We start from the raw sequence: 9404 nt of genomic DNA on the forward strand, positions 1-9404 counted from the left end.
AAAATACCACATATTAAAGAATGAATTCAAACGAAATTGAAATAGACAAAGAATTAAAAAAGTATTTTGGCTTTAGCAAGTTCAAGGGATTGCAAGAAAATGTAATAAAAAGCCTACTAAACAAACAGAATACTTTTGTAATTATGCCTACAGGTGGGGGGAAATCATTGTGTTACCAATTACCCGCTTTGGTTCAAGAAGGAACCGCCATTGTTGTCTCTCCCTTGATAGCGCTGATGAAAAATCAAGTAGATGCTATCCGAAGTCTCTCTTCCGAAAATGGAATTGCTCACGTTTTAAACTCTTCACTTACTAAAACAGAAATCGCTCAGGTTAAATCCGATATTTCTGAAGGAATCACTAAATTATTGTATGTTGCTCCAGAATCTTTAACCAAAGAGGAGTACGTTGCCTTTCTTCAAACAGTACCCATTTCATTTGTTGCTATTGATGAAGCGCATTGTATCTCGGAGTGGGGTCATGATTTTAGACCCGAATATCGAAATCTAAAAAATATAATTAAACAATTAGGAAAAGTACCAATCATTGGTCTTACCGCTACCGCTACTCCAAAAGTGCAAGAAGATATCTTGAAAAATCTTGATATGGCCGATGCTGTTACTTTTAAAGCTTCATTTAATAGAGCCAATTTATTTTATGAAGTTCGTACCAAAACAAAAAATGTCGAATCGGATATTATTCGATACATAAAGCAACACAAAGGAAAATCAGGAATTATTTATTGTTTGAGCCGTAAAAAGGTGGAATCAATTGCCGAAGTGTTGCAAGTAAACGGGATAAGTGCTGTTCCGTATCATGCAGGTTTAGATGCCAAAACAAGAGCCAAACATCAAGATATGTTTTTGATGGAAGATGTTGAAGTCGTTGTAGCGACCATCGCATTTGGTATGGGAATAGATAAACCCGATGTGCGTTTTGTGATTCATCATGATATTCCAAAATCGTTAGAAAGTTATTATCAAGAAACGGGTAGAGCTGGTCGCGATGGAGGAGAAGGTCATTGCTTAGCCTATTATTCTTATAAAGACGTAGAAAAATTAGAAAAGTTCCTTTCAGGAAAGCCAGTAGCCGAACAAGAAATTGGATTTGCTTTATTGCAAGAAGTAGTTGCTTATGCAGAAACTTCGATGTCAAGACGAAAATTTTTATTGCATTATTTTGGTGAAGAATTTGATAGTGAAAATGGAGAAGGAGCCGACATGGATGACAATGTACGCAATCCAAAAACAAAAGTAGAGGCTAAAGACGAAGTACTGAAACTATTAGAAGTCGTTAAGAAAACCAAACATATTTATAAGTCCAAAGAGATCGTTTTTACTTTAATTGGTCGTGTAAATGCGGTTATCAATGCTCATAAAACAGATTCTCAGTCGTTTTTCGGCTCAGGAAAGGACCACGATGAAAAGTTTTGGATGGCTTTATTGAGACAAGTTTTAGTAGCTGGATTGTTAAAAAAAGATATAGAGACTTACGGTATTATTGAGATTACCCAAGAAGGATCTGCATTTTTAAAAAATCCTCAGTCTTTTATGATGTCTGAAGATCATGAGTACAGTGAGGCAGATGATGAAGCTATAGTAACAGCAGGAAAATCTTCTGGTACTGCCGACGAGTTATTGATGTCGATGTTGCGTGAATTGCGTAAAAAAGTTGCTAAGAAGTTAGGTGTTCCTCCATTTGTGGTTTTTCAAGATCCTTCGTTAGAAGATATGGCTTTGAAATATCCTATAACACAAACTGAATTGACAAATATTCACGGTGTTGGTGAAGGTAAAGCAAAGAAATACGGTAAAGAGTTTGTAGAATTAATTAGCCGTTACGTTGAGGATAATGATATTGTCCGTCCAGATGATTTGGTTGTAAAATCTACAGGAGTAAACTCTGTTAATAAATTATACATTATCCAAAATATAGATAGAAAATTAGCTTTGACAGATATTGCTTCTGCAAAAGGATTAAAGATGGACGATTTGATTAAAGAAATGGAACAAATCGTTTATTCTGGAACTAAACTAAATATCAAATATTGGTTGGATGAGATGTTAGATGAAGATCAACAGGAAGAAATCCATGATTATTTTATGGAGTCAGAATCCGATAGTATCGAAAAAGCGCTCAAAGAATTTGATGGCGATTATGATATTGATGAATTGCGGTTGATGCGTATTAAATTCATCAGCGAAGTAGCAAATTAAAAGAATAGTAATCAGTGTTCAGTTATTTAGTGTTCAGATTTTCATATGGACACAAAACTGAACACTGATTTACTTTTTACTGATCACTATAAACTTCACCCCGATGTGGTTTCAAGGCATCTCTTACTTGGATCATATTTTCTTCCATTACTACCATATATGCAATGGCGTACATTTCATCCAGAATTTGAAATCCTGTAATATTTATTGGTAATTTTTCAATTGCGATGTATTCCTTTAGATGAATTTCGTGATGTTCTGCTGTTTTTGCAGAAGCAGGCCCACGGAAATCCCAGATTAATTTTATTTTTCTAGACATTATATATTAGGTGTAAAGTTTCTCACTAGCAAAGTTACAAAGTCTATCTTGAAAATGGATTTTATAATAAATAACTAATTTCACATCAAAATACTACCTTTGCAACTTCTTTTCATAGAAAGAAAAGCTAATTTATTATAATATGCCACAAGAACTCCTATTACAAGTTACTCCCGAAATTGCTGCAAACGATTCGCTACTTAAGGACCATTTGTCTAAACAAATTAAAGTTTCGATAAATGAGATTCAGCATGTCATTATTTTAAAAAGATCAATTGACGCACGTCAAAAAGCTATCAAAATCAATTTGAAGGTTTCGATTTATTTAAAAGGAGAACCTTTTCAAGAACAAAAAATAGAACTCCCTGATTATAAAAATGTTTCAACAGCCCAAGAAGTTATTGTTGTTGGAGCTGGACCTGCTGGGCTTTTTGCAGCTTTACAATTGATAGAGTTGGGATTGAAACCTATAGTTGTCGAGAGAGGTAAAGACGTTCGTGGTCGTCGTCGTGATTTGAAAGCAATTAATAGAGACCATATTGTTGATGAGGATTCCAATTATTGTTTTGGCGAAGGCGGAGCAGGAACCTATTCGGATGGGAAATTATATACCCGCTCCAAAAAGCGTGGCGATGTTACCCGAATATTGGAATTGTTGGTTGCTTTTGGTGCTACTGGAGATATTTTAGTTGATGCTCATCCGCATATCGGAACAAATAAATTACCTCAAATTATTCAAGATATTCGAGAGAGAATTATAGAATGTGGCGGTCAAGTTTTATTCGAAACTCGTTTGATAGATATTTTGATAAAAAGTAGCGAAGTACAAGGCATTGTAACGCAAAATGGAGAAACAATTTTAGCCAATAGAATAATTCTGGCAACAGGACATTCGGCTCGAGATATCTTTGAATTATTGGATAAAAAGAAGATTTTGATAGAAGCAAAACCGTTTGCTTTAGGTGTTAGAGCCGAGCATCCGCAATCGTTAATAGACAGCATTCAGTACAGCTGTGATTTTCGTGGCGAACATTTGCCACCTGCACCATATTCAATCGTAAAACAGGTTAACGGTCGCGGAATGTACTCTTTTTGTATGTGCCCAGGAGGGGTAATTGCCCCTTGTGCGACAAGTCCAGGCGAAGTAGTAACCAATGGTTGGTCGCCTTCGAAACGAGATCAAGTTACGGCTAATTCTGGAATTGTAGTCGAATTGAAGTTGGAAGATTTTAAGCCTTTTGCCAAATTTGGGGCTTTGGCTGGAATGGAATTTCAAAAGAGTATCGAGCAAAAAGCTTGGCATTTGGCAGGTGGCTCGAGCGTAAGCGAACAGGCGAAGCAAACACAAAAAGTTCCTGCGCAGCGTATGATTGATTTTACTCAAAATAAAGTGTCGTCCGAGATTCCAAAAACGTCTTATGTCCCTGGAACCACTTCTGTAGAAATGGGACAAGTTTTTCCAGGTTTTTTATCGCAAATTATGCGCGAGGGCTTTAAGGAATTTGGCAAATCGATGAGGGGTTATTTGACAAATGAAGCGATTTTGCACGCTCCTGAAAGTAGGACTTCATCTCCAGTTCGTATTCCACGTGATCCATTGACTTTGGAGCATTTACAAATAAAAGGATTGTATCCTTGCGGAGAAGGAGCTGGTTATGCTGGTGGAATTATTTCTGCGGCTATCGATGGCGAAAAATGTGCCCTTATGATTGCAGAATCTTTAAAGTAAATTGTTCTTAAATTTAATTAGTATTTAGTAAAGAAAATAATTTGGTTTGATCAAATTCTAAATTGGCATTAAAAAAATAATCTAATTGCCACTTTTGAGTTTTTTGAGCTTGTTTGCTACTTGTTGTATCCCAAGGAGGATAAACACGAATACCTCGTTTTCCTTCTTTTTTGTCGGATATTATTTCCTTGGAAATTAAAATGTTTTTTGGAAAAATAAATAGCCCAAATTGATTGTCTTTTCTAACACTGATGAAAAAGAAATCAATAACATCTGAACTGTCAAATGGTTGTATTGTTCCTTGATTTATCCTTTTCCAGAGTGTCACAAATTGACCAGTTTTGGTTGGTGTGATTTTAGCGCTTCGAAACAAAATGTTTAAATCATTTAAAACAAATGAACAAGCCCCATATTCGGAACTTTCCGATTCAATTATTGGTTCACTGATTTTGAAAGAATTAATTTTAGAAAATATTTCTTTTAAATGAATGAATTCTTTTGGAATTGAAATGTTCATGTTATGTAAAAAGCGAATTTAAATCGGTTTTATTAATGATTTTTTGTTTTTAATTTATCTTTAAAAACCTTTTCGAATTTTTCCAACTTTGGTTGAATGACCATTTGACAATACGGCTGATTTTTGTTATTCGCATAATAATTTTGGTGGTAATCTTCGGCTTTGTAAAATTTTGTAAAAGGTTCTAAAGTCGTAACAATTGGATTATCATAAACTTTGGCTTTTTGCAAAGCTGCAATAATAGATTGGGCTTCTTTTTTTTGTTTTTCATTAGCATACAAAATTACAGATCGATATTGTGTTCCTCTATCTGCACCTTGTCTGTTAAGGGTTGTTGGATCATGGACTGTAAAAAACACTTTGAAAATTTCATCCAAATTTGTCACGTTTTTATCAAATGTAATCTGAACTACTTCGGCATGCCCAGTCGTTCCTGAACAAACTTCTTCGTAACTTGGATTTGGGATTTTTCCGCCAGAAAATCCAGAAACAACAGATTTTACCCCTTTTAAATTTTCGTAAACGGCTTCTACACACCAGTAGCAACCTCCACCAAGAGTTATAGTTTCAAAATTAGATTGTGTCATTTTTTTTGTTGAATTATTATTTTGAGAAAAAAGTACAATGGTAAACAGAGAGCAAATCAAAAATACTATTTTTGTTTTCATCATGATTGATTTTAAATTTTATTTATTGTCTGCTACAAAATCAAGTGCGATAGAATTCATGCAATATCTTTTTCCAGTCGGTTCGGGGCCATCATCAAATAAATGACCTAGATGACCTTCGCATCTGCCACAAATCGCTTCTATTCTTTCCATTCCTAGCGAATTATCTTCTTTAAAAACGATGCTATTTTTGTTTTCTTGTTCAAAAAAACTGGGCCAACCACAACTACTAGCAAATTTTGAACTAGATCGGAAAAGCAAATTGCCACAAGCCGCACAATAATAAGTTCCTTTTATATCGGTGTTCCAATATTTTCCTGTAAAAGCTCTTTCGGTATCTGCTTTACGAGAAACTAGATAAAGATCTTCTGGAAGAATTTTTTTCCACTGTGCATCAGTCAAATGTAGTTTTGTTGTGTCTGTATGGGAATAATACGGGTTTGAAGGTTTTTTTAGTGTATTCTCTATAGGAGCAGTCGTGGTGTTTTTAGCTTTTTTATTTTGGCCACAAGCTTGAAAAACAATCAGAGATAGTACGAGTAAAATAGTAAAGGGAGATGTTGTTTTCATGTGGGTGATTTTTATATCAAATGTAAGTTAAGAATACGAAATGGGATATATGTATTTTTGAGATAAGTGTCTATTTGTGTAATTTTTAACTATTTGTCTAAAAAAGACAATTCATTTTGTGAACTATTAAATGGAGAATTGCAAAAAGGGATAAAGTGTGATTTCTAATGCAGAAAGGGAGTTTTAATCTTTTATAAAGATATCTTTTAGTATTTTTGCTCTATTAAAATTGAATATGGAAGAAGAAAAAGTAATATTAGTTAATGAATTTGACGAACAAATCGGTTTAATGCCAAAACTGGAAGCGCATGAAAAAGCAATTTTGCATCGTGCTTTTTCGGTTTTTGTTTTGAATAATCAAAATGAAATAATGCTTCAGCAAAGAGCACATCATAAATACCATTCTCCTTTATTATGGACAAATACCTGCTGTAGCCACCAACGTGAAGGGGAAACCAATATTCAAGCTGGAAACCGTAGATTGTTTGAAGAAATGGGATTCAATACTGATCTTAAAGAACTTTTTCATTTTATTTATAAAGCCCCTTTTGATAACGGATTGACTGAGCATGAGCTGGATCATGTAATGATTGGATATTACAATGGTGTGCCAGAGATAAATGCAGATGAGGTTGAAGCATGGAAATGGATGAAAATTGAAGATGTAAAAGAGGATATGCTTTTAAATCCAGATGATTATACGGTTTGGTTTAAAATTATTTTTGATGAGTTTTATCATTTTTTAGAAGAACACGCTTTAGAGCAAAATAGTTAATCCTTTTATTTTTTCAATTCTACCCCATGAGAGTAACAATATCAAGAAAAGCCCATTTTAATGCAGCACATCGTTTGTATCGTAAAGATTGGACTTTTGAACAAAATGATGCTGTTTTTGGTAAATGCAATAATCCTAATTTTCACGGACACAATTATGAGTTAATCGTGAGCGTAACTGGCGAAATAGACAAAGAAACGGGGTATGTTATGGATGTGAAATTTTTAACAGATATTATTAAAGAAGAAGTAGAAGATCAATTTGACCATAAAAACTTAAATCTAGATGTACCCGAATTTCAAGATTTGAATCCTACAGCCGAGAATATTGTTGTTGTAATTTGGAATAAAATTAGAAAAAAGGTGAAGTCTGAGCTAGATTTAGAAGTTGTTCTATATGAAACCCCTCGAAATTTTGTTACCTATAAAGGAGAATAATGGAGTTGAAAGTAGGAGATAAAATACCAAATTTTACAGCTAAAAACTCTGAAGGAAATGATTTTGCAATACAAGATTGGATTGGGAAAAAGGTATTAGTTGTCTATTTTTATCCCAAAGATAATACGCCAGGTTGTACTACTCAAGCTTGTACGTTTAGAGATCAATATGAAGATTTTAAAGAACTCGGAGCTGAAGTAATCGGGATTAGCAGTGATAGTATCTCTTCCCATCAAAAATTTGCTCAACAATTTAAATTGCCTTTTATTCTTTTATCCGATACTGATAAGAACCTTAGAAAACTTTTTGGTGTTCCTTCAGATTTATTTGGAATTTTACCTGGTAGAGTTACTTATGTTGTAGATAAAGAAGGAATTATTGCGATGGTGTTTGATAGTATGAATGCTAAAAAGCATATCCCAAAAGCTATAGAAGCGATTAGAAAATTACAACAATAAAAAGACAAAATAATATTATAATATCACTGTTAAAGTGTAGAAATTTGTAATTAAAAGAAAATCATGAGTTCGAAAAATTATCCATTGCAATTTGATGCCATCCTAAAAGAAAGAATTTGGGGAGGCGAAAAACTAAAAACAATTTTAAATAAACCTATAACTTCAAGTATAACAGGTGAAAGTTGGGAGTTATCTACAGTCGAAGGAGATGTAAGTGTTGTTGCCAACGGTGAGTATAAAGGGAAGTCCTTGACCGAGTTGATTGATGCTTATCCAAATGAAATTCTAGGAACTGTCGTTTATACCAGATTTGGCAAACAATTTCCATTGCTATTTAAATATCTAGATGCAAGAGAAGATTTGTCTATACAAGTGCATCCAAATGACAAATTGGCCAAAGAGCGCCATAATTCTTTTGGAAAAACAGAAATGTGGTACGTAATGCAAGCAGATAAAGATGCTAGAATTATTGTTGGTTTTAAAGAAGATTCAAGTGCTGAAGAATATGTGGAGCATTTGAATAATAAAGCATTGACCAATATACTTGATGATGTAAAAGCAAAACCAGGGGATGTTTTTTTTCTAGAAACAGGTACAGTTCATGCTATTGGAGCAGGTTTAGTGGTTGCCGAAATCCAGCAAACATCAGATATAACCTATCGTTTGTATGATTTTGATCGAAAAGATGCGCAAGGAAATACAAGAGAGTTGCATATTGATTTGGCTTTAGATGCTATCAATTACAAGAAAGTTAATACCTATAAAGAATATTCTAAAGAAGTGAATCAATCTAATGTTGTGGTAGATTGTCCTTATTTTACAACTAATTTTATTCCGTTGGAGAATAAAAAAAAGGTAGAAAACTCAGGTTTGTCTTTTACAGTATATATGTGTATCGAAGGAACCTTTGAATTGTCTTATGAAGGAGAAACGTATTCTTACAAAAAAGGAGACACAGTCTTGATTCCTGCTGCAATGCAATCGTATAATCTTGACGGAAAGGCTTCGATTTTAGAAGTTTATATTTCGTAAATCCTTATAGAAGATTATATTGTTGCTTTTGGTGTAGTTATGCCAAAATTATTATAATACTGATTTCATAGTTGTGAATAGAAAGATAATGTGTACTTTTGCAATCGCAAATTAAATATAAAATAAAATGGCAAACGTTAAGAATTTAAAGAAAGACATCAACTACGTATTAGGAGATATTATTGAGGCAGTTTACTTGTTTGAGATTTCTACAACAGGAAAACCAACAGATGAAACGAATGCATTAATTGATGAAGCTATCACAGCTTTTGATAATTTGATTGCTAAAGTAAACGCAAAAAACGTTGAAAATAAGAAAGCTCATTTCAAACAAATAAATGTAGAGTTGGAACAAACTGCTAATCAATTGATTGCTAAAATCAACGATTTGTAGTAAAAAAAAGGGCAAAAAAAGTTGGTTTTTATTTTGGAAAAACGAAATACCGACTTATATTTGCACCCGTAATGAGAGGCCGATGTAGCTCAGCTGGCTAGAGCAGCTGATTTGTAATCAGCAGGTCGTGGGTTCGAGTCCCTCTATCGGCTCAAAAACCATCTAAATTTAGATGGTTTTTTATTGAAAAAATTACTCATTACAAAATATATTGAGAGGCCGATGTAGCTCAGCTGGCTAGAGCAGCTGATTTGTAATCAGCAGGTCGTGGGTTCGAGTCCCTCTATCG

General features: G+C 33.9%; 11 protein-coding genes and 2 tRNA genes. 9 read left to right on the forward strand and 4 right to left on the reverse strand.

The window, feature by feature from the left end; all coding sequences use genetic code 11:
- Positions 1–20: 20 nt before the first annotated feature.
- Entirely contained in the window at positions 21–2216 is a 2196-nt protein-coding gene (gene recQ, locus ABEB18_RS11835) for a DNA helicase RecQ (RefSeq protein ID WP_348799513.1), read from the forward strand.
- 76 nt (positions 2217–2292) lie between these two features.
- On the opposite strand, the gene ABEB18_RS11840 is transcribed toward recQ, so the two are convergent.
- Positions 2293–2535 carry a hypothetical protein gene (locus tag ABEB18_RS11840; RefSeq protein WP_348799514.1) on the reverse strand — a complete coding sequence of 81 codons (243 nt, stop codon included), beginning with the start codon at positions 2533–2535 and terminating at the stop codon, positions 2293–2295.
- 142 nt (positions 2536–2677) lie between these two features.
- Between ABEB18_RS11840 and ABEB18_RS11845 the strand changes: the two genes are divergently transcribed.
- Positions 2678–4264: an NAD(P)/FAD-dependent oxidoreductase gene (locus ABEB18_RS11845; RefSeq protein WP_348799515.1), complete on the forward strand. Its 1587-nt coding sequence runs from the start codon at positions 2678–2680 to the stop codon at positions 4262–4264.
- A 13-nt stretch (positions 4265–4277) separates the two neighbouring features.
- On the opposite strand, the gene ABEB18_RS11850 is transcribed toward ABEB18_RS11845, so the two are convergent.
- From ABEB18_RS11850 to msrB, 3 genes are all read right to left on the reverse strand, one after another.
- Complete coding sequence (locus ABEB18_RS11850) at positions 4278–4781, reverse strand: MepB family protein (RefSeq protein WP_348799516.1); 504 nt, start codon at positions 4779–4781, stop codon at positions 4278–4280.
- A 32-nt stretch (positions 4782–4813) separates the two neighbouring features.
- The gene (gene msrA, locus ABEB18_RS11855; RefSeq protein WP_438861445.1) at positions 4814–5368 is read right to left on the reverse strand and encodes a peptide-methionine (S)-S-oxide reductase MsrA; all 555 of its coding nucleotides are present in this window, start codon (positions 5366–5368) and stop codon (positions 4814–4816) included.
- 99 nt (positions 5369–5467) lie between these two features.
- The gene (msrB, locus tag ABEB18_RS11860; protein ID WP_348799518.1) at positions 5468–6019 is read right to left on the reverse strand and encodes a peptide-methionine (R)-S-oxide reductase MsrB; all 552 of its coding nucleotides are present in this window, start codon (positions 6017–6019) and stop codon (positions 5468–5470) included.
- A gap of 235 nt (positions 6020–6254) precedes the next feature.
- On the opposite strand from msrB, the gene idi reads away from it, so the two are divergent.
- The 7 genes from idi to ABEB18_RS11895 all read left to right on the forward strand — a co-directional run bounded on the left by idi (position 6255) and on the right by ABEB18_RS11895 (position 9404).
- The gene (gene idi, locus ABEB18_RS11865) at positions 6255–6794 is read left to right on the forward strand and encodes an isopentenyl-diphosphate Delta-isomerase (RefSeq protein WP_348799519.1); all 540 of its coding nucleotides are present in this window, start codon (positions 6255–6257) and stop codon (positions 6792–6794) included.
- 26 nt (positions 6795–6820) lie between these two features.
- Positions 6821–7231, forward strand: coding sequence for a 6-pyruvoyl trahydropterin synthase family protein (locus tag ABEB18_RS11870; protein WP_348799520.1), 411 nt, complete (start codon positions 6821–6823; stop codon positions 7229–7231).
- On the forward strand, positions 7231–7689 hold the full coding sequence (locus ABEB18_RS11875) for a peroxiredoxin (RefSeq protein ID WP_348799521.1): 459 nt from the start codon (positions 7231–7233) through the stop codon (positions 7687–7689). The genes ABEB18_RS11870 and ABEB18_RS11875 overlap by 1 nt, the downstream gene beginning before the upstream one ends.
- 63 nt (positions 7690–7752) lie before the next feature.
- Positions 7753–8721, forward strand: a complete 969-nt coding sequence (locus ABEB18_RS11880) for a type I phosphomannose isomerase catalytic subunit (protein ID WP_348799522.1) — start codon at positions 7753–7755, stop codon at positions 8719–8721.
- 127 nt (positions 8722–8848) lie between these two features.
- On the forward strand, positions 8849–9115 hold the full coding sequence (locus tag ABEB18_RS11885) for a hypothetical protein (RefSeq protein ID WP_348799523.1): 267 nt from the start codon (positions 8849–8851) through the stop codon (positions 9113–9115).
- A 78-nt stretch (positions 9116–9193) separates the two neighbouring features.
- Positions 9194–9267, forward strand: a tRNA-Thr gene (locus tag ABEB18_RS11890).
- 66 nt (positions 9268–9333) lie between these two features.
- Positions 9334–9404: transfer RNA gene (locus ABEB18_RS11895), tRNA-Thr, on the forward strand.

The sequence above is a fragment of the Flavobacterium adhaerens genome, assembly GCF_040045115.1.
GTDB lineage: Bacteria > Bacteroidota > Bacteroidia > Flavobacteriales > Flavobacteriaceae > Flavobacterium > Flavobacterium adhaerens.